Below are 18,245 nucleotides of genomic sequence, written 5' to 3'. Positions count from 1 at the left end.
GCATTGATGTCTTGTTTAAGCCAGTTGGCAACCCTATGTAAGATTGCTGCTGATTATTTACTGTAAATTGAACTTAAGCTTGTTCTTTTAGCGCTTTGAAGCGTTCTACTTGGTCGGCAATAAGCTCACGCTTTTCGTTACGGCCTAGGTAAATCTTAAAAATGTTCTCACCGGTTTCACTGAAGAAGCCGAAGTAATGACTTTCACGACCCATGAACGCCTTGCTCACCAAACCGATATGTTTAACGTTATCAAGTTTAAGGTGACCATGAAGCTCGCCCTCTTTGCCCATTAGGTTGTAGTAACCACGCGCTACCTTACCTTTCGGGAATGGCGCTTTAACTTCAAAGATAGAACCAAATGAATGCACGATAGTGGTCACAGGGCCCCAACCCACTAAACCTTCTAGAATCTCTTGAGCACGGCTGCCATCTAGCATTACCGCCATGTCGTTTGGAAAAGCAGCAACCACTTCAACCTCTGAAACACCTAGCTTCTCAGCAATTGCTGTTGGCAGTAGTTTTGGCTCTTCTTCTAAAATTAGAGCTACGCGTTGTTCTAGAGTTTCTGTCATTTCTAATGTTGTATCTGTCATTGAATATGTTCCGTATAAACGAGTAAGTTATAAACTAAAAATTCGATATTAAGCGTGCTTCAAACTTGCATGCGGGTGTACGCCCGAACCTGACGCTTTAGGCGCTGGGTGCATAGCTTGGTATTCAGCGTTAAGCACTTGAATCACACTCTGCGCTAGGCTTACCGCCCAAAAGCTGCCAGCAATAGTCAGGCTCAGATAATCTTCCGAAAGCTCAACTAAACCGTTCTTTTCCCAATGCGCGAACAAAGGCTTGAGGTAGTCGAACGTGTCTTGTCCCATAAAGCTCGGTAGCGTACTTCTTCTAACAACACCAGAATCGAAACCTGCCTTTAATGTTGAGAAGATAGGCTCTAATGAGCTTTGCTTAGTCATCATGGCAATAGGTAATTGACCTTGCTTTATAGACTCCATGTAGCTGTCTAAAGTTCGATGCTGCATCACACCATGACCGCCGATGTTGCCACCAGCGCCACAACCAATGGGTAGAACTTCGGCATAAGTTTTCGCTAAGCTGTTGTAAATGCTGCGTTCGCGGTTATCACGAGTCCAGTGGTTTACGCTCAGTTGCTTGACCTTATTTTTTGCCATGAACTCCACACCCGCCAAATACATGCTCGCCTTATCTGGCGTATTCGCAGGCGGTGGGATTTTTCCTTTCTCAACAAGATTAAGCATAGGTGCATTGCCCGCAACAATCAGTTGGTAGAGGTCAATGCCGTGTGCGCCAGTAGACATGTAGTCTTCTAAATCTTGTTGGAACACTTCCATAGATTGGTGTGGTAATCCGTATAACAGATCAAGAACGATTGGCGCTTGCTCGGTGCGGCTTAGTGAACTGATACGTTCTAGCACAACCTCTCGGTCATCTAGGCGCTTAGCACTACGTCGAACCTGAGTATTGAAACTTTGAATACCGAACGAGAAACGATTGAAGCCACCTTCAAGCGCACGATCAAACATCTCGTCACCAAATCGATTGATGCGCCCTTCCAATGTCATCTCAACATCGTTTGCTAGTGGGAAATATTGACGAATCGCTTTACCCAGCTGCTCAACTTGTTGAGACGACAAATCGGTGGGAGTTCCGCCACCAATATAGACGGCGTGAAATAGTCCAGACTGAGCCCAAGGTGTTTTGGCTTTCTGCTTTAGCTCGACCATCAGTGCATCGAAATACTCATCCACCAATTTACGGCTTGCGGCATTTTGGAAGAAATTGCAAAACGTACAACGCACACGACAGAAAGGAATGTGGATATACAAGCAACGCTTATCCTGTTTTTTCCCTTCACTCAGCATCAGTTCGTCAAAGAGTTCTAACTTCTTACTGGGGTCGACCGGAATTGAACTTCCTCCGGCGTGTGCAGAATGCTTTTTCGCAAACGCAAAACGAAGCGGATCAGGGCTAGAAATGCCCAAGATTGATTCGTCAAATTTATAAATATTAAGACTCATATAATCTCTCTAAACACTTACATAGCAAAGTCTGGAAGACTATTCGCTAAAAACTGAGAGAATCATAAATACACGTAAATGATAATGCAATTGATAATTGATCTTATTTAGATTCTAAGCAATAATCCGATACAGAATTTTGATTTGGTAAAGGATTGATTGTGAACGTTCCTAGATATGTTATTGCAGGCGGTGCATCGTTAGTGATTCATGCCGCGTTGTTGTTTGTCGCTCAAGAATCCAAAGTATTTGCGATGCCTGCAGGTAGCCAATCGAACACGGTATCGATCAACTTCACTCCTAAGAGCGTTCCTTCACAAGCTCAGCAAAAAACAATCACAGAGCCAGTTAAACCTGAGCCAATAAAAGAAACCGTCTCACAAGCCGAACCAAAAACGGTTGAGCCAAAGCAAGCTAAGCCAACCCCAAAGAAAAAAGCGATCACCAATAAACCTCAACCAAAGAAAGTTGAGAAAAAAGTGATTGAGCAAAAGGCTGTCGAGAAGAAGCCGGTTCAAAAGAAACCAGTAACTGAGAAAAAGGTAGTTAAGAAAGAACGCCCAAAACCAGCCACTCAACCAGAGAAACTGGCCGACAAGAAAGTCGATAAGAATATGGACGAGTCTACCAACCAGCCTCAGGAAGTAAATCAAGGCGTATCAAACCAAGAGCCGGTTTTGGTCACTAAACCTTCGTTCTCTGCGCGTCCTACCCCACCGAATTACCCTCGCCAAGCAAGACGCCGTGGCGTTGAGGGTGTCGCAACGTATGAGATCTGGCTAGACGCTGAAGGCAAACAAATTAAACAAGCATTAGTAAATTCATCAGGCGCGCTAATGCTCGATAACGCCGCATTAGATGCCATTAAACAATGGAAATTCTCACCTCACACTGTCAATGGTCGAGCGATTGCTCACCGAGTACAAATACCTGTTCGTTTTAGGTTGGATTAATCATGCAACAAATCAGTTACTTACAAGATCAACTTGGCTTAATGACTTGGCCTCTTCTTATCTGCTCAGCATTAACAGCAATGATCATCGCTGAACGTGTCTTCCAAGTCATGCTCAGCATTGGTGTGGGCAAACGTGCTATTCGTCGTGAGCTTAACCAAATTTCACCAACCAACAGCAAAGAGATTGAAGCGCTTGCTCAGTCGATTTCAGGTAAACGCCCGCTCTTGTACAAGGGCGTGTCAATGTTGCTTGCTCACCACTCTTTCTCAAAAGGGTTACGTGAAGATGCCGCTGGGATCTGGCTACAAGAAAAACGCCACCAGCTTCATGCAGGTTTAAGACTGCTTGGTTTGATCGGCGTGATCAGCCCACTCATCGGCTTGCTTGGTACGGTACTTGGTCTTATTGAGATGTTTAAAGGCGTTGCCGCGACAACAGGCAGCATCACGCCTAATGATTTGGCAGATGGTCTTGGATTAGCAATGCGAACCACAGCAGCAGGTTTGATGATTGCGCTTCCTGCTATTTCTGGTGCTCAGCTACTAGGGCTATGGGCCGATCGAGTGCTGGCTCAATTGGAGCATACATTGAACTATGTGAATGTGTGGCTAGAAGGTATGTCGATTCAAACCAATCAGTCTGATGATACTCAAGGTAAGCCTATCAACAAAACCTCTATCGGTGATGTGAGTCAAGCATGATTAAAACGCCCCACTCATCTCACACACAGAGCCTAGCGCCAGACTTAACACCGCTGCTCGACATCATTTTTATCGTGATGGTTTTTCTATTGCTTACGGCATCAGTAAAGCTGGAGTCACTGGAAGTTGAGCTGCCAAGCTCGGATGTCAAAAACGTTTCTGAAGTCCACAAGGATTCGATTAGCGTCAATATTTTAGACCGCGAACCCTACTGGGCAATTAACGGCCAAGAATACATCGACTGGGAAAATTTCAAGATTGCCCTGTTAGAAGAGACTGGTTCAACGGATAAAAAACCGATCATCATTGGCGCAGATAAAGCCGCTAACGTGGAGAACCTAGTGAAGTTGCTTTCATTCCTTCAAGAAAACGGAATACCAGCGACTCAATTGCTCACGGACGATGGCTAGAGCGACACTCAATTTTCACGAGGTTTGGCTTCTGGTTGATAAAACTAAACAAGCAGACTAAGCCTCTCTATCGATTCGAACTCACAATGCGAACGGACTGCTCACTGAGTATCTTCGCGATACAAAAAGAAAATATAAAGAACTTATTATGAACAACTTAAACGTGCTCAATAAATTAAAGACCAAGACACCTCTTCTTTCATTAGCTGCAATCAGCCTGGCACTTAGCGCACCCGCAATGGCCAACGACGCTGAACAACCTCGAATCATCAGTGCTGGCAGTGCCGTTACTGAATTGGTTTTGGCATTAGGTGCCGAAGAGCAGTTAGTCGCGATTGATGTGACCAGCCACTTCCCTCAAGGAGAAAACCTGCCAAAGATTGGTTATCACCGAAACCTGTCTGCGGAAGGCTTACTTGCCCTAGAACCAACCACATTGATTGGCTCGGATGAAATGGGACCAGACAACGCTATCTCTCAATTAAAATCGGCAGGCGTCGATGTAGAGATTGTTAACACTGAAGCAAACGTGGAAGGGCTATTAAAGCGTATCGACCAAATCGCAAAGATCACCCATACCGAAGACCACTCGCAGCAAGTGAAAACCGATGTGAATCAAAAGATCGCAGCACTGAAAGCGAACCAAGTACCAAGCAACGAAGCGAAGAAAGTTCTATTCCTGTTGCTGCATGAAGGTCGCCCTGCCAACGTTGCTGGCGGTGAAACATCACCAAACGCAATCATCGAGTTAGCTGGCGGTATCAACCCTGCCGCTCAGAGCTTAACGTCTTACAAGCCACTTTCAATGGAATCACTCGTTGAGATGCAACCTGATGTCATTTTAGTAAGCGGCCGTAGTTATCAAAAAATGGGCGGCGCAGATGCCATCCTGAAATCACTGCCTATGCTAGCGGCAACGCCTGCAGGTATGAACAAGCAAATCATTACCGTAAATGGCAGTGCTTTGGTTGGCGGGCTTGGCCTAGAAAGCCTCTCTGAAGCAAAGCGTCTAAACGCACTTATCTACCCGCTATAACTCAACCACCCTATTTCTGCTATCGCTAATTCGCTTCCCTCACCAACTGACTCACGCTGTTGTTGAAGGAGGTCGAAGTTAGCGATAGATATTGAGGCCCTTTATGTTGTTACGCTCCGTCCCACTGAAAACGTCGATGTTAGCTCTAGGTGCAACCCTAGCCTTTGTCGCGCTGTACTCGATCACTGTTGGGCCAATGAACATTAGCTTAGCGGACAGCGCCACAAGCTTAATTAAACCAAACAATGACTTAGCACCTCACATCAACTTAGTGATTCAAGAGATCCGCTTACCTAGAACCATCTTGTGCATGCTGATTGGTGCGATCCTCGCCTTGTGTGGTGCAGTGATGCAGGGTTTGTTTCGAAACCCACTTGCAGAACCTGGCATCATAGGTGTGTCTGCGGGCGCAGCATTAGGTGCTGCACTGGCTATCGTTTTGTTCTCTGAGCTATCGCTTCAATACCCTGCTTTCATGAACTTTGCTGCGGTTCCTGTGTTCGCTTTTCTTGGCGGCGCTTTAACCACGCTGCTGGTGTATAAGCTGGGTACAGGTAAATTCGGCACCTCTGTCACCATCATGTTGTTGGCGGGTGTGGCGATCAGTGCGCTCTCTGGCGCAGGTATTGGCTTCTTGAATTTCATTGCTGATGACCAAATGCTGCGCGATCTTTCATTGTGGTCGATGGGTTCATTGGCGGGCGCTAAGTGGTCAGGAATTTTGCTGGCAGCTGTCACGCTCGTTGGCTTGTTTGTTGTTTTCTACCGCCAAGCGATGTCTCTAAATGCTCTATTACTGGGCGAGTCAGAAGCGCAACACCTTGGTATCCCAGTTCAAAAGCTGAAACGAAAGCTGATTCTACTGACGGCTGCGGGCGTTGGTATCACAGTTAGCCTGTCTGGCATGATTGGTTTTATTGGATTGGTTATCCCACATTTAGGTCGCATGTTGGCAGGCCCTGACCACCGAGTTCTGTTGCCACTATCAGCGGTACTAGGCGCACTGCTGCTAACCGCCGCAGACATGTTCTCACGTGTGGTACTTGCTCCGGCTGAACTTCCTGTTGGTATTGTCACTGCGATTATCGGCGCCCCATTCTTCTTATATCTACTATTTCAACAGAAAGGGAGAATCCTTTAATGTTTCCTTCAGCTTTAAAAGCGACCGATATCGAAGTGAAGTTCGGCAGTAAAGTGATATTAGATGGCGTTTCTATTGAGATTGAAGCGGGAAAGGTAACCACACTGCTTGGGCCAAATGGCGCAGGTAAAAGCACGCTGCTTAAAGCTTTGTGCCAAGAGATATCAAGCAACGGCGATATCCAGTATTTTGGACACAGTAAAGACAAGTGGCCTTCTCAAAAGTTAGCGAAGCACCTTGCTATGCTTCCTCAACACAGCACATTGACCTTCCCATTCTTGGCACATGAAGTTGTCGAGCTTGGTGGGATTCCTCTGCAAGAATCCAACAAGAAGCTGACCAGCATTGCTAGCCAAAAAATGGATGTTGCTGATGTGACTCACCTGAGTGAAAGACTTTATCCTTCGCTATCAGGCGGTGAAAAGCAGCGAGTGCACTTGGCTCGAGTGTTAACTCAGCTTCACCACTCTGGTGACCAATGTATTTTGATGCTTGATGAACCAACCTCTGCACTGGATCTTGCCCACCAGCACAACACCTTAAAGATTGCGAGAGAATTAGCCGATAACCACAATGCCGCGGTTATCGTGGTTTTGCATGATCTCAACTTAGCCGCGCAGTATTCCGATCGATTGGTGGTATTGAAAGATGGCAATTTGGTGTGTGATGGCAAGCCTTGGGATGCACTGAAACCTTCGATGATAGAAGATGTGTATGGTTACAAAAGTATCGTAGAAAAACACCCAACCATGAGCTTCCCTCAGGTTCATCCCGCACAATAACCACAATCAAAAACTGGCGCATTTAGAGTATTCGTTCCTTCTAACGCCGACACCATTCAAAGCCTCGATTTAGTCGAGGCTTTTTTATTGGCTCACAGCCTCTCTCTCGCCTTAAACTCAATTTTGTTAGTAACCATAGCAATAAGCTATAAAACGGCTCACCCAGAGCGTTTGAGGCTCTAGAAATAAACATAATCAGTTAGTGTTGCTAAGCTTTTCGCAATTGAGGTTGAATGTAAGACTCGAGCGTAAGCATATAAAAAGAAAAGAAATAACTTCATTTGGCACAAAGCAAGATAGCAGAAGCGATATGAGTTCGAGAGAAAAAGAGAAAGAGAAAGAGAAAGAGAAAGAGAAAGAGAAATTGCAGGCACAAAAAAAGCCCCCGCAGGAGCTTCTTTTATTGAGTGCTGATTATTGGCTCATACGAATCAATGATTTACCAATCAACCACTCTAGTTCTTTACCGCTAGTATCGCCAAACTGAGTTTCAGTCAGCTTGTATAGACGATCAATACCGTTTGCAGCGAACTCATGTGCGCTCTCAGCAGTAACGATATGATGGAAAAGTAAACGTAAGATTGCTAGGAACTCAGCGTCTTCAAGTGCTGCAACCCAGCTAGCTGAAAATGCGTCAAGGCCATTTTCGAAGTCAATGTGTTCCATGAACATCTTGAAAATACGACCGTCTAGAGCAGCAGTAAAATCCGTTTTCTTTGGAAAGTGATGACTTATACCTGTACGAGAAACACCCGTTTGTTGACTCAACGTCGTGTATGACATCTTGTCGTAACCCAATCTTAGTAGCTGGTCTACAACGGCATCCATGATTTTCTGGATCGTGATTTCTGTATCTTCTTTACTACGCTTTGGCATATTCAGGCTCTTCTCTTTGTAAATCCATCTAACTCAATCAAATGAAGTCAGAATGAAAATCGTTATCAGCATTATGTGAGCAAGGTATTTTTTCGCAAGTATTTATAACTAAATTCACACAAATACTATGTACGAACAATTTTACAGTGATGCCTCTTTGGACACTTTGTCTAATTATTCTTCGAAAATCACCTTACAATCCTAAGTCGATAAGTTTAAATAACTACTTAGAATATGAAATACCCAACGAAAAATTCATTGTATAAATACCTATCAAGCGATAGATAGTCTTATAAAATCATTTCTGGCGCAACTAAGTGAATGATATTCTGACATATTAATAACATTCCTTTTCAACAAAACGTGAGGTAAATCACATACATATTTGGCGGCGCAAATATAGATATTCATCAAACACCTTAACAAACAACATAGCATACCAGTATAAATTAGTTCAAAGGTTTTAATTTTTGTAGATACAGTTCAAATTGCTCGTTAGAATAACCTCAGACTTTGTAAGAGGATTATTTATGAGCCAAGATATTGGTAACAACGATGTATGTGAGGCTTGCGGCTGTGCAGGCGAAATCGGGTTCATCATTAAAGAAGGCGACGATGTTGCTGAAGTAACGGTTTACGGAAACTCAAAAGCACTGATTGAAGCTGAGTTTGCTAAGTATGTTGAACTTGCTAAACAAGTGTCTAGCAACGTTGAGTTCGAAGCATCAGAGATGACTGAAGAAAGCACAGAGTTGCACGCTCGCTTTAAATTTGAAGTTAGCGCTGAGAAGATTATTTTTGAACTTAAGACTCGCTCTCTAGCGCGTTAATATAAGCATTTATATGCTTATTAAAAGACGAGTGAATTACTCGTCTTTTTTTAATTGAACCCAAGCCAGTGACCCATTTTGCTCAAAATCATTTTCTGCAGCGCACTGAATCACTACGCCCCCTACCTCTAACACTGCCCCAATACTATAAGCCTTGTCATCATAATAACAAACTCGTTGCTGTTGACTGCCTTGTGTCACCACTACCGCAGCTTTACCGGGCGTTGAAATTACTTTATTGGCACTCGCAGACATTGAGCCAAACAATGAAGCGGCTATCAGAAAGACCTTAATAATTCGTATATTTACTCTAATCATTGATTTACCTATCATCTTTGCTCCATTCCTCGTTAATCTACCGCCAAATGGGTAAAACACTATGCGAGATTAATTTTTCCATTATAGTGTAAGCGTCTATCGTAATAAGAAGCCTGTTATGCTCAGAATAATTGCACTTATTATTGGTTCCTTAACCATAACAAATGTCAGTGCTGAACCACTCGATCACTATCAAATATTGAACCATCTCGATAATTACGGAAACTTATATCTACGAAATAAGCCTTATAGATCACTTCCAACTGGCTTGGTGGTAGATGGTAATCTCAATATAGAGAATACTGCGATCACACGCCTACCCAAAGGGTTAGAAGTGAACGGCAGCCTTAAAGGCTCTAACAGCCAACTCGCTCGAGTCCCGAGCGGGGTTAAGATAAAAGGTTACGTCAACTTGATTGGCAGCCAAATCACCAGCTGGCCAAGAGGTGTAAGAGTGGGCGGCTTTATCAACCTCACCGACACTCCACTGGAAAGGCTACCGAATGGCTTTAGAGTAAAAGGCGATCTGAGCGTGATCCGCACTCCTTTAACCGAGTTACCCAACGGGATCGTGATTGACGGCGACCTTTATATAGGCGGTTCTGGGATTACAACATTCCCCGAGACCATGACAGTCAAAGGCAACATCTATCTGGGCGGCAACACCGTAACCAAATGGCCAACCAATCTAGATCTCGGTGGTGCAGTCGCTCGCTAATTCAGGCTAATTCAGGCTAATGCTCTAATGCTCTAATGCTCTAATGCTCTAATACGTTAATGCTCGATCGCAGCAACAAATGGTGATTCAGAAACAAAAAAGGAGCCCAAGGCTCCTTTTTCAATTCAATCAAGTTGCTAATCAACTAGCAAGCTAACTAACGCTCGTTAACCAATGTTCTTCACTGGGTTGGCGTAGCTATCGATCAAATACTGACGCGCACCTTGTGGCAGGCTCGACAGTTTAGCTTCAAACTCTTGTTTAACGGCCGCTGTAATCGACTCATCTTCTTTTTCTGCTGCCAGCAAGTTTACTGGGAACAGTTTGTAGTTATCGTGGATCTGACGATCGATCTCTTCAGCAAGCGCTTCAGGCGTATCAAAATCTTGGTCGATAACCTGACCGAAACCAACGTGAACGCGTCCTTTATCACCGATGATGCCTTGAATGATACTTTCGATATCTTCAAACTCACCCTTTTCGTAACTGCCGTTTACGTCTTTTTCGAAAAGCTCTATCGCTTTAGCCGTGTCACATGGGTCGTTCTCGTAAGAAATAGCCACAGGAACAATCTTCAATGACTTCACGTATTCAGGGAAAGCAATTTTTTGCTTACGTCCTTCAACGTGGAACATTTTCAAAATTGCTGGCTCAGTAAAATCGTTACCGTCTTTCGCACGACCTTCCTTTTGAGCGATCCAGATTGAGTTGCCCGTTTCTAGAGAGTGCTTAATGTAAGAAGACAACTGCCCTAGCGCTTTCATCATCTCACGCGGTCCTTTCAAAGAACGCTTTACGATGAAGCTCTTGTTTAAACGCATCAATTCAGTCGCACATGGCTTTTTCAACAGGTTGTCTCCGATAGCGATACGACAAGTCTGATGATTATTTTGATGCAGAGCGTAATTTACCAACGCAGGATCCATAGCAATGTCACGATGGTTTGATACAAACAGATAAGCTTGGTTCGCATCCAGTGACTCGATACCCGTGTACGTCACACCGTTAGTGGTTTTCGCTAACGTGTCGCGTAAGTACTTTTTCACTTCAATCTGAATGGATTCAACGCTAGTCAGCTTGCTCCATTTCATTTTTAAGTACACACGCAAAATCGGGCTCATTAATGCTTTGAACCAAGACGCATGGTTTGAAAAACGGTAGTGCAAGATTGCACTGATAAATTCTTCATCATTAATAAGACGGTTTAGTGCCGCTGGAATTTCATCATCGCCGTAAGGACGAATATCAACATATGGATCGGTTGGAGAGGTCATTTTTTAATTCATATAATAAAAAGCTGGCTCATTCTACGCGTTGTTTTGACTTCTCGCAGCTACAGAGCCCATACTTTTGACAAGGTCAGACCAGAAACATTGAAAATCCCCTGTTATTGTTGGCATTCTTTAAGATTAACGGTAATCTTGACGCCCCAAAATTAAGGTACTATCTATGAACTTCGCTATTGAATATACATCGGCTTACTTTTCACACTTGGTGATCACACCACGCAAGAAAGTACTTAAACATAGCCTTGTATCGGTTCAAAGTGGCTTGGTTTTGATTAAGTTAGGCAAACAAGAGTATGCCGTTGAACCAGGACAAAGCGTCTGGATTCCACACGACTGCCTAACGTCACTGACCTACTTTCCAAACACTCAGGTTAACCGTGTCGATTTTTCTGTTCGTTTGACGGATTCATTCCCAAGACAAGCGGGTTACATTACGCAAACCAACCTCTCTTCGGCACTACTAGAAAAACTAGAGCAAACCAAAGCTCGCGCTTCCAATGCCAATAATACGGAACAAGCGTTTAAAGATATGCTTTCTGTATTAAAGCAAGAAGTGTTGTCGTTTAAACCACTGCTTTGTGAAAGTGCTCTTTCTCAGCGATTCAATCAATGGAACATTGATGATTCAAACCTGCCACAAGAGCACACTCTGGTGATGGTGATGCGAGAAGCGAAGAAACGCATGCAGTCAGGTCAAAAACGTTCACTTGTGATTGATGATCTGTTCTCAGGTAAAGAAGAAGAGTTCGAGCAACTGTGTATGCTTGTTTTTGGTGAAGATTTATAGCTTGGCGGAAAGTGAGTGCTGGTATTAAAACTCGCAAGCCAGATACTAAAAAGCCGCAAAAACTGAGTTTTTGCGGCTTTTTTAATTCTTACTATTTAGACGTAGATAGCAATCTATCTGTGTATCTGCCTGTCTAAAATGGCAACTCAACCTGCATCATTAGGTCGGCGTCACGTGAGTCGTGCCAACGATAATCAAAGCGCATACGCGGCTGCCCTTCGACTTTCTCGCCAAAACCGATGCTGAGTTGAAGACCATGATTCATCAACCACTCTTCAGTCGACATATCATACTGCTCATCTTCAAGGTCTTCTGGAAACCACATACCCAAGCCAACATAGTTTGACTCAATGCTTTGTGTCAGCAATGGCGAGTCTTTGGTTTGAAGAACCCAGTCAGACCAATAGTCCGGTGTGCTTTCCGGTTCATCATCGCTCAGCCCACTGATTTCCATCATACGTTGGCCAAAAGACTCAATGCTGGTCGAGAAATCTAGACAATTGTCATCTTCATCAGAAGTCAGCATGATTGAATCTAAGCTAAAAAAATCACACTCAGCATACGCAGGCATACTACATGCTGCCATGATCAACGTCGCTGGTATCGCGCTCTTTAGCATAGTCCTCTGACCTCTTGATTAGTGAACTCACATTATCTGATACAGTCCACTATCTTGCAACATCTTTGTAACTGACTTTGTACTCAGTTTTGCAACATCGCTTCCACTTATCAGTGCATTACGTATGTCTGTGCTGCGAATTTTCACTTTTTCAGGGCAAGCCATTACAGACCACTGCTCGGTAATCTCATCTGATTTATAGAAAGATGAGAACTTAAAGAAGTTATCTGGGCCAATAACAAACGTCAGTTCAGCGTCACGATGTAACTTTTGCAGTTCACTGAGTACAGCAAAAGTCGTCACGCTTTCGCCGGGTGTAAATAAGCTCTTTTCGATCAACGAAAGCTCAACTTGATCCAGTGAAAGATCACTGATAAATGCATTAACTAACTGACATCTCGTATCAAAGTCTAGCATCTCTTTTCCCCAAGCATGGGCAATACTTGGAACGAGTAGAATTTTGTCAAAGTGAGCCAACGAATCAATCACACTTTTATGCCCTAGGCTCGGTGGATTAAACGCACTACCGAAAATGGCTATTTTTTCCATTGTTTATTACTGCCTTCTCTTTCTAAGCTTGTGCAAAGAGGTTTTTAAATCGGATGATTTAGGTATGATAACACTAGATTTTTAATTTGCTTGCAGGAAAGGAATACGAATGGAACAGTTAATTCGTGACGAAATGCGCGTACTACCTTCAATTGACCCTCACTTCGAAGTGACTCGTCGTGTGGACTTTATTAAAACGAAACTTCAGCAGTCAGGCTGCAAGTCTCTGATCCTTGGTATCAGTGGCGGTGTAGACTCAACGACCTGTGGCCGCTTGGCACAAATGGCCGTGGATAGCCTGAATGAAAACTCTGGCAGCAACGACTACCAATTCATTGCGGTTCGCCTACCTTACGGCGAACAAAAAGATGAAGATGAAGCACAACTTGCTCTCTCTTTCATCCAGCCTTCTCAATCTGTTTCTGTAAACATCAAAGCGGGTGTTGATGGGCTTCACGCAGCATCTCACGTTGCACTTGAAGGTACAGGTTTACTACCAACAGACTCAGCAAAAATCGACTTTGTTAAAGGTAATGTGAAAGCTCGCGCTCGCATGATCGCGCAATACGAAATTGCGGGTTACGTTGGTGGTCTTGTGATTGGTACTGACCACTCAGCAGAAAACATCACTGGCTTCTACACCAAACACGGTGACGGTGCATGTGATTTAGCGCCTTTGTTTGGCCTGAACAAGCGTCAAGTTCGTGAACTTGCAGCAACGCTAGGTGCGCCAAAGCTATTGGTTAAGAAAGTGCCTACTGCCGACCTAGAAGAGCTTGATCCACAGAAAGCCGACGAAGCAGCATTGAACCTTTCTTACGACCAAATCGATGATTTCCTTGAAGGTAAAGAAGTCCCTCAAGACGTGTCAGACCGCTTAGTAGGCATCTACAAAGCAACACAGCACAAGCGTCAACCGATCCCAACGATCTACGATTAATTGTTTGAATTAATCTTAGAATCAAAAAGGCCGGAAGTTCATTTCAGTGAACTTCCGGCCTTTTCTATTCAATGTGCTTTTCTTTCTGGCCTTCCGACCTACCGAGTTAGTCTACAACTTCGATATCAGTTTGAGGCACACTACAACACGCCAGTATCTGACCCATATTACGTTCATGTTCTTGCAATGCAGGCACATCCGGTTGGTGAACTTGCCCTGACTCAAGGGTCACTTTACAAGCGCCACAGAAACCAGCACGGCAACTTGAAGCGATAGACACACCCGCCGACTCAGCTTGCTCTAGCAGGGTTGATTGGTTATTACCTTCAAACAGGTAGCCGTTCACACTTAACTGCAGCTGCTTCACCGCCTCTTCGGTAGACTGAGCAACACCAAACGCTTCTTGATGATAATGTTGAGGGTTAAGCCCCATTTGAATCAGTAGTTTCTTGGCATTGTCCATAAAGCCGTCAGGGCCACACACGAACGCTTGACGCTTGTGTAGCTCTTCAATTTTAGCGACATGCGACACGCTTAGACGCCCAGACAAACCATCCCACTCTTTGGTTGGTTGGCTTAATGAATAGATCACACGAAGACCCGCGTGCTCACTGGCGATCTTATCAATCTCAGCTTGATAAGGGATATCTTCTTCGCTGCTGCATTGGTGATAGAACACCACATCATCAATCTGACCATGGTCGGCTAAGTAACGAAGCATCGACAACATAGGGGTGATGCCGCTTCCCGCTGATAACAGCAGTAATGGATGTGTTGGGTTATCTTCTAAGTAGAATGCGCCATCTGGATTCTGAGCAACTAGCGTGTCACCGACTTGGAAGTGATCATTGAGCCAGTTTGAGATTTGACCATCGTCCACTCGCTTCACGGAAATCGCCAAACGACCTGCGCGTGAAGGGCTAGAAGATAACGTGTAACGACGAGACACTTTCTCGCCATTAATTACCATTTCAATCGGTAGATGTTGCCCCGGCTGATAGCTTGGTAATAAATTGTTCTCTTTCGCTGGCTCTAGCCAAAAGGTTGTGAAGTCGCGAGCGATCTCTTCACGCTCGACGCAAGTTAAGTGCAGTGACTCGACCCAAGAGTCTTCGTAGTGTTCTTTCTCTTTGGTTTCAAGTACCTCAACCACATCACCCGCTTTCACCAGACCTTCATTTTTCGCCACAAGGTTCTGACCAAAGAAAACGCCACCACGTTCATTGGCTCTGAACGTAGAAAAGGTATTGAGTGGCTCTTTTGTTGCTCTGAATTCGCCGCTCTCAACATCGACTGTCGTTAGGATACAGCGCTCACAAGGCTTCACCGCTTCGAATTCAACCTCACCAATTCGAATGCGCTTCCAACCATCTTCAGCAAACGCTTCAGTGTTTGAGACGACAAAATTGGTGCGGAACTGATCCATGGAATGCGTTTCAGGACTACGGCGATTCAACTCATCAAGCGAAGCTTGGCTGATGATTAACATCGGGTAACCATCGGCGAAACTGACATTCTGACCAAGCTTTTCTCGAACACGATTAGATTGCTCACCACAGAACAGAAGTTCTACGCGAACACCAAGCACATCGCTAAACCAATCATCCGCCTCGTCGTTGGTGGTATACGCAGTGAAGCTATCTTTCCACACTGTTGCAGGCGCTTCTTGCATCTTGAAGTTTGCATATTTTAGGCGCAGCGGTTCTTTGCCTTCGTAAGTAAAAATCAAACCGTCTGGCTGCAAGCTAGAAGACACCTTGACCATTTTAGGGTACTTACGCGCCGTCACCATTGAGCCGTCAGCCAAGGCCAACATAAAACGTCTGTCGAAGGTAAGGCCCTGTTTTTCGACCCAAGCAGAAGAGAGTGCAATCCCACCTACTGATTTAACCGGAAACACATTAATTTGAGATAAGGAGGGCTGTTGACCTGAAAGCTCTTGCTCCAAAGCCTTTTGATCCAAAGGTGACTGCGACATAACGATTCCAATGTTTTGTTGTTTGTCCCAATGCTAACAAATGGTTATAAATAGATAAACTGGCAGGCATTAAACACTTGATACTAAGTAGGCATGATTAAACTAATAGAATGGCATTATGTTCCGGCAAACCTAAAACTCTTGAAACTAACGATGATGCTTTACACACTAAAAGTAACCCGAATTTATTCACGCTATTTTTAAGTAGATCAGCAATATGCTGCACCTTGTTTCGACAATTGACTCAATGAGCCAGGTTTGCCTAAGTGATAGCCCTGAAAATAATCTATGCCCTGCGATTGTGCAAAACGTAAATCTTCATGGTTTTCTATACCTTCAGATAACAATTCAATCTGATACTTCCGAGCTAAAAATCTAAGACGCTCCCAAAAGGTCGAATTATCACTCCGGTTTCTCATTAACGACCGATCTATTTTCACTATGTTCGGTTTAACAACCCTAATCAGTGCTTCACCAGTGTTATAACCACTGCCATAGTCGTCTATCGCGATTTTAATTCCAAGACCACGACATACTCCAAACTGGGACATCATCCTTTTCTCGTCAATGCCAACCGGGTATTGTTCATTCTCAGTAAGCTCAATCCATAAGGTTATACCTAACTTGTTGCATGCTTGCCAAATTGGGGAAATATCACGTAGAAAAGTGAAACTTAAAACGTGATCAGGGGAGATATTAATAGTCAGAAAATCAATCATTTTCTTCTGAGACAATAATTCCTCGGACACTCTTAACAAGAATATTTGAGTAAACCATGCAATCTTCTTAGCGTCTAACAGACAGCGAATTGACGATTCAACATCGTGCCCTTTTTCCCAACGTAACAAAACCTCAGCACCGACAGTTCCATTGCCATTAGTTATCGGTTGAAAAACAGGATAAAACAATCCCTGATTAACATCGTCAATAAGTGCTTCGGCTTGTAAATTTTCAGACAACATATTCGTATTCATAAACAAACCTCTTTTTGTGATTAATCCATACTACAGATCAATAACTAGCAAGGATTAGCATGAACAAATCATATGTAGCTTTACATGCCTACTTCTTAACCGTGAAGACAAACTGCATAAGTAGTTAAACGAACTCCTGTACAAATACACAATGCCGTTTCAAAACGGTAATCTCGAGTCTGTTACTTCTAGATAGGTTATTAAAAACGCCATAAACTATCATAGATGACTATACTTCAATTAGATCAAATTACGCTTAGGGATAATGTATGTTTGGTGACTATTTAAAGGAATTGAGAGTCTCACTAGGTCTTACTCAGAGTGAGCTTGCTGTTAAGTTAAACCTTGCAAATGAAGAGTTTCGCTCTGTAGACGTGGTAACTCTCAGTCGTTGGGAACGAGGAAAAACCAAACCAACACTTGCAAAATGCCTAAGAATCTTGCGTTGTTTACAGGTTGACCTGAGTGACTTTTATGAATTAATACCTAATCCAAACGAAACAAAGCTACTAGACGAGATTGAACAACTTCGTTTTAATAACAGGGTAACGAAGCTTTCATCATTAAGTTATGAAGAGCCACAAGAGCCACAATCAACTTTAATTACTGAGATGCCACTTCTTTTGAAAGATGATGACAAGATACTATCTAGCCTTAAAATCTTTTACGAAACAGCCATCCATACACCGAAGGGTTTTTTCGACATTAATCTATATGACTACCAACAAAACAAACGAGCTATTTTAAAAAGATTTATAACAGAAAGCGGGCAGTTGGTAGGTCACTCAATTAGTTTTATATTCGAAAGTGACTATTTTGACAAAGTTACTCATTCAAAAATCATTGATATCGACCTGACAAAATCTGTCAGTTATAAAAATTCGACTAAGTTATCGGTTTGTAATTATAATCGTTACTCTTCTAATTTCCAGATATTTCGATGTATGTTAGTTTCTCAATTTATAAACCTAATTCACTATTCAAATGTTCAACGTTATTATTTCTTTAGTGCATGGCCTGAAATCGGACAAATTTTAGAGCAACTTGGATTTAAGAAAATAGCATTTGATATTGAGTCAGAAAAAGGAGGTTTTAAATTAGGCAACCGCTCATTCGAACATTGCTTATACGAAATTGATACAGCGACACTTCTTTCTCAACCCGAAATAATAACCCTCATAAAAACAACCCAGTGGGATAACCAATACTCAATCAAAAATCATTAGGCATAGCCAAACAGACTTTAAATTAAGATGCCTACCATCTTAAGTTTCTACACATAATAATA

20 protein-coding genes are annotated in these 18,245 nt (G+C 43.4%); 11 read left to right on the top strand and 9 right to left on the bottom strand.

All coding sequences use genetic code 11. The features are described from left to right. Positions 1-73: 73 nt before the first annotated feature. Positions 74-595, bottom strand: a complete 522-nt coding sequence (hutX, locus tag AB6E54_RS10585) for a heme utilization cystosolic carrier protein HutX (protein ID WP_016784265.1) — start codon at positions 593-595, stop codon at positions 74-76. Positions 596-643: 48 nt separating this feature from the next. Continuing rightward, positions 644-2,053, bottom strand: a complete 1,410-nt coding sequence (gene hutW, locus AB6E54_RS10580; RefSeq protein ID WP_372106924.1) for a heme anaerobic degradation radical SAM methyltransferase ChuW/HutW — start codon at positions 2,051-2,053, stop codon at positions 644-646. A 161-nt stretch (positions 2,054-2,214) separates the two neighbouring features. On the opposite strand from hutW, the gene AB6E54_RS10575 reads away from it, so the two are divergent. The 6 genes from AB6E54_RS10575 to AB6E54_RS10550 all read left to right on the top strand — a co-directional run bounded on the left by AB6E54_RS10575 (position 2,215) and on the right by AB6E54_RS10550 (position 7,079). Continuing rightward, the gene (locus tag AB6E54_RS10575; protein WP_372106922.1) at positions 2,215-3,006 is read left to right on the top strand and encodes a TonB family protein; all 792 of its coding nucleotides are present in this window, start codon (positions 2,215-2,217) and stop codon (positions 3,004-3,006) included. 2 nt (positions 3,007-3,008) lie between these two features. Next, entirely contained in the window at positions 3,009-3,710 is a 702-nt protein-coding gene (locus tag AB6E54_RS10570) for a MotA/TolQ/ExbB proton channel family protein (protein WP_017064315.1), read from the top strand. Further along, positions 3,707-4,120: a biopolymer transporter ExbD gene (locus AB6E54_RS10565; RefSeq protein ID WP_017062756.1), complete on the top strand. Its 414-nt coding sequence runs from the start codon at positions 3,707-3,709 to the stop codon at positions 4,118-4,120. The genes AB6E54_RS10570 and AB6E54_RS10565 overlap by 4 nt, the downstream gene beginning before the upstream one ends. 148 nt (positions 4,121-4,268) lie before the next feature. After that, entirely contained in the window at positions 4,269-5,156 is an 888-nt protein-coding gene (locus AB6E54_RS10560) for a hemin ABC transporter substrate-binding protein (RefSeq protein ID WP_017062757.1), read from the top strand. A gap of 103 nt (positions 5,157-5,259) precedes the next feature. Continuing rightward, positions 5,260-6,297 carry an iron ABC transporter permease gene (locus AB6E54_RS10555; protein WP_017064312.1) on the top strand — a complete coding sequence of 346 codons (1,038 nt, stop codon included), beginning with the start codon at positions 5,260-5,262 and terminating at the stop codon, positions 6,295-6,297. Continuing rightward, a complete protein-coding gene (locus tag AB6E54_RS10550) occupies positions 6,297-7,079 on the top strand; it encodes a heme ABC transporter ATP-binding protein (RefSeq protein ID WP_017062759.1) in 783 nt (260 codons plus the stop codon). Before AB6E54_RS10555 ends, AB6E54_RS10550 begins: the two co-directional genes overlap by 1 nt. Before the next feature lie 414 nt (positions 7,080-7,493). On the opposite strand, the gene AB6E54_RS10545 is transcribed toward AB6E54_RS10550, so the two are convergent. Further along, the gene (locus AB6E54_RS10545; protein ID WP_004731875.1) at positions 7,494-7,955 is read right to left on the bottom strand and encodes a TetR/AcrR family transcriptional regulator; all 462 of its coding nucleotides are present in this window, start codon (positions 7,953-7,955) and stop codon (positions 7,494-7,496) included. A gap of 530 nt (positions 7,956-8,485) precedes the next feature. On the opposite strand from AB6E54_RS10545, the gene AB6E54_RS10540 reads away from it, so the two are divergent. Then, positions 8,486-8,785, top strand: a complete 300-nt coding sequence (locus tag AB6E54_RS10540; protein ID WP_017062761.1) for a YfcZ/YiiS family protein — start codon at positions 8,486-8,488, stop codon at positions 8,783-8,785. A gap of 36 nt (positions 8,786-8,821) precedes the next feature. On the opposite strand, the gene AB6E54_RS10535 is transcribed toward AB6E54_RS10540, so the two are convergent. Further along, positions 8,822-9,118 (bottom strand): YnjH family protein, encoded by a 297-nt coding sequence (locus tag AB6E54_RS10535; RefSeq protein WP_102332681.1) that lies wholly within the window; start codon positions 9,116-9,118, stop codon positions 8,822-8,824. Between the two features lie 103 nt (positions 9,119-9,221). Here AB6E54_RS10535 and AB6E54_RS10530 point away from each other — a divergent pair, with 103 nt between their 5' ends. Next, the gene (locus tag AB6E54_RS10530; protein WP_372106920.1) at positions 9,222-9,821 is read left to right on the top strand and encodes a hypothetical protein; all 600 of its coding nucleotides are present in this window, start codon (positions 9,222-9,224) and stop codon (positions 9,819-9,821) included. Between the two features lie 167 nt (positions 9,822-9,988). Here the strand turns inward: AB6E54_RS10530 and AB6E54_RS10525 are convergent, their stop codons facing one another. Continuing rightward, complete coding sequence (locus tag AB6E54_RS10525) at positions 9,989-11,095, bottom strand: 1-acyl-sn-glycerol-3-phosphate acyltransferase (protein WP_017062764.1); 1,107 nt, start codon at positions 11,093-11,095, stop codon at positions 9,989-9,991. Positions 11,096-11,270: 175 nt separating this feature from the next. Here AB6E54_RS10525 and AB6E54_RS10520 point away from each other — a divergent pair, with 175 nt between their 5' ends. Then, positions 11,271-11,897, top strand: coding sequence for a hypothetical protein (locus tag AB6E54_RS10520; RefSeq protein ID WP_017067957.1), 627 nt, complete (start codon positions 11,271-11,273; stop codon positions 11,895-11,897). 133 nt (positions 11,898-12,030) lie between these two features. Here AB6E54_RS10520 and AB6E54_RS10515 read toward each other — a convergent pair whose 3' ends face one another. Continuing rightward, positions 12,031-12,516, bottom strand: a complete 486-nt coding sequence (locus AB6E54_RS10515; protein WP_017064306.1) for a hypothetical protein — start codon at positions 12,514-12,516, stop codon at positions 12,031-12,033. A 27-nt stretch (positions 12,517-12,543) separates the two neighbouring features. Next, the gene (locus AB6E54_RS10510) at positions 12,544-13,065 is read right to left on the bottom strand and encodes a nicotinate-nicotinamide nucleotide adenylyltransferase (RefSeq protein ID WP_017064305.1); all 522 of its coding nucleotides are present in this window, start codon (positions 13,063-13,065) and stop codon (positions 12,544-12,546) included. Between the two features lie 109 nt (positions 13,066-13,174). Between AB6E54_RS10510 and nadE the strand changes: the two genes are divergently transcribed. Beyond that, a complete protein-coding gene (gene nadE / locus AB6E54_RS10505; protein WP_102332683.1) occupies positions 13,175-14,005 on the top strand; it encodes an ammonia-dependent NAD(+) synthetase in 831 nt (276 codons plus the stop codon). 106 nt (positions 14,006-14,111) lie between these two features. On the opposite strand, the gene AB6E54_RS10500 is transcribed toward nadE, so the two are convergent. Both AB6E54_RS10500 and AB6E54_RS10495 read right to left on the bottom strand, forming a co-directional pair. After that, positions 14,112-15,983: an MOSC N-terminal beta barrel domain-containing protein gene (locus AB6E54_RS10500; protein WP_372106918.1), complete on the bottom strand. Its 1,872-nt coding sequence runs from the start codon at positions 15,981-15,983 to the stop codon at positions 14,112-14,114. Positions 15,984-16,192: 209 nt separating this feature from the next. Continuing rightward, positions 16,193-16,957, bottom strand: a complete 765-nt coding sequence (locus tag AB6E54_RS10495; RefSeq protein WP_372099856.1) for an EAL domain-containing protein — start codon at positions 16,955-16,957, stop codon at positions 16,193-16,195. A gap of 269 nt (positions 16,958-17,226) precedes the next feature. Between AB6E54_RS10495 and AB6E54_RS10490 the strand changes: the two genes are divergently transcribed. Next, positions 17,227-18,183, top strand: a complete 957-nt coding sequence (locus AB6E54_RS10490) for a helix-turn-helix domain-containing protein (protein ID WP_102332686.1) — start codon at positions 17,227-17,229, stop codon at positions 18,181-18,183. The last annotated feature ends 62 nt before the right edge of the window (positions 18,184-18,245 follow it).

The organism is Vibrio sp. 10N.247.311.49, assembly GCF_041467655.1.
GTDB classification, from domain to species: domain Bacteria; phylum Pseudomonadota; class Gammaproteobacteria; order Enterobacterales; family Vibrionaceae; genus Vibrio; species Vibrio crassostreae_C.
Note: the sequence above shows the minus strand (reverse complement) of the source record. Positions and strands in the feature narration are given on the sequence as shown.

What these genes read in the sequence shown, in the direction of transcription:
- hutX (WP_016784265.1), bottom strand. Translation starts at nt 595, where the DNA reads ATGACAGATACAACATTAGAAATGACAGAAACTCTAGAACAACGCGTA.
- hutW (WP_372106924.1), bottom strand. Translation starts at nt 2,053, where the DNA reads ATGAGTCTTAATATTTATAAATTTGACGAATCAATCTTGGGCATTTCT.
- AB6E54_RS10570 (WP_017064315.1), top strand. Translation starts at nt 3,009, where the DNA reads ATGCAACAAATCAGTTACTTACAAGATCAACTTGGCTTAATGACTTGG.
- AB6E54_RS10565 (WP_017062756.1), top strand. Translation starts at nt 3,707, where the DNA reads ATGATTAAAACGCCCCACTCATCTCACACACAGAGCCTAGCGCCAGAC.
- AB6E54_RS10560 (WP_017062757.1), top strand. Translation starts at nt 4,269, where the DNA reads ATGAACAACTTAAACGTGCTCAATAAATTAAAGACCAAGACACCTCTT.
- AB6E54_RS10555 (WP_017064312.1), top strand. Translation starts at nt 5,260, where the DNA reads ATGTTGTTACGCTCCGTCCCACTGAAAACGTCGATGTTAGCTCTAGGT.
- AB6E54_RS10550 (WP_017062759.1), top strand. Translation starts at nt 6,297, where the DNA reads ATGTTTCCTTCAGCTTTAAAAGCGACCGATATCGAAGTGAAGTTCGGC.
- AB6E54_RS10545 (WP_004731875.1), bottom strand. Translation starts at nt 7,955, where the DNA reads ATGCCAAAGCGTAGTAAAGAAGATACAGAAATCACGATCCAGAAAATC.
- AB6E54_RS10540 (WP_017062761.1), top strand. Translation starts at nt 8,486, where the DNA reads ATGAGCCAAGATATTGGTAACAACGATGTATGTGAGGCTTGCGGCTGT.
- AB6E54_RS10535 (WP_102332681.1), bottom strand. Translation starts at nt 9,118, where the DNA reads ATGATAGGTAAATCAATGATTAGAGTAAATATACGAATTATTAAGGTC.
- AB6E54_RS10530 (WP_372106920.1), top strand. Translation starts at nt 9,222, where the DNA reads ATGCTCAGAATAATTGCACTTATTATTGGTTCCTTAACCATAACAAAT.
- AB6E54_RS10525 (WP_017062764.1), bottom strand. Translation starts at nt 11,095, where the DNA reads ATGACCTCTCCAACCGATCCATATGTTGATATTCGTCCTTACGGCGAT.
- AB6E54_RS10520 (WP_017067957.1), top strand. Translation starts at nt 11,271, where the DNA reads ATGAACTTCGCTATTGAATATACATCGGCTTACTTTTCACACTTGGTG.
- AB6E54_RS10515 (WP_017064306.1), bottom strand. Translation starts at nt 12,516, where the DNA reads ATGCTAAAGAGCGCGATACCAGCGACGTTGATCATGGCAGCATGTAGT.
- AB6E54_RS10510 (WP_017064305.1), bottom strand. Translation starts at nt 13,065, where the DNA reads ATGGAAAAAATAGCCATTTTCGGTAGTGCGTTTAATCCACCGAGCCTA.
- nadE (WP_102332683.1), top strand. Translation starts at nt 13,175, where the DNA reads ATGGAACAGTTAATTCGTGACGAAATGCGCGTACTACCTTCAATTGAC.
- AB6E54_RS10500 (WP_372106918.1), bottom strand. Translation starts at nt 15,983, where the DNA reads ATGTCGCAGTCACCTTTGGATCAAAAGGCTTTGGAGCAAGAGCTTTCA.
- AB6E54_RS10495 (WP_372099856.1), bottom strand. Translation starts at nt 16,957, where the DNA reads ATGAATACGAATATGTTGTCTGAAAATTTACAAGCCGAAGCACTTATT.
- AB6E54_RS10490 (WP_102332686.1), top strand. Translation starts at nt 17,227, where the DNA reads ATGTTTGGTGACTATTTAAAGGAATTGAGAGTCTCACTAGGTCTTACT.